At 72.5% G+C, this 502-nt stretch carries 1 protein-coding gene; it reads left to right on the forward strand.

Features of this window, described 5'->3' with window-relative positions; all coding sequences use genetic code 11:
* A partial coding sequence (locus tag F0L68_RS40700) for an HAD-IC family P-type ATPase (protein ID WP_149855265.1) occupies nt 1–502 on the forward strand: 502 nt, incomplete at both ends.

Raw genomic sequence — 502 nt, forward strand, 5'->3', positions numbered from 1 at the left:
GGCGCCGCTCCGGTGCTACTCACCGGCGACAACCACGCCCCCGCAGCGCATCGCGCCGAGCAAGTCGGCATCCGCGATGTGCGCGCCGGGTTGCTGCCCGAGGACAAGGTCATCGCGGTGCGCGGGCTGACTGCGTTGACACTGGGTGGCGGCGGGCAGCGGGTGACGGTGGTCGGTGACGGCATCAACGACGCTCCCGCCCTGGCCGCCGCGCACGCCGGGATCGCGATGGGTGGCGCGGGTTCCGACCTCACCCTGCAGGCCGCCGACGCGATCGTGGTCCGCGACGACCTGACCACGATTCCCGCTGTCATCGCCCTGTCTCGGCGTGCGCGCCGGGTCGTGACGGCCAACCTGATCATCGCCGCCACCTTCATCACCGGCCTCGTGATCTGGGACCTCGTCGGGCACCTTCCGCTGCCGCTGGGCGTGGCCGGGCACGAAGGCTCCACCGTCATCGTCGGACTCAACGGCCTGCGCCTGCTACGCCGCGCCGCCTGGC

The sequence above is a fragment of the Solihabitans fulvus genome (genome assembly GCF_008386585.1).
Classification (GTDB): Bacteria; Actinomycetota; Actinomycetes; order Mycobacteriales; family Pseudonocardiaceae; genus Solihabitans; species Solihabitans fulvus.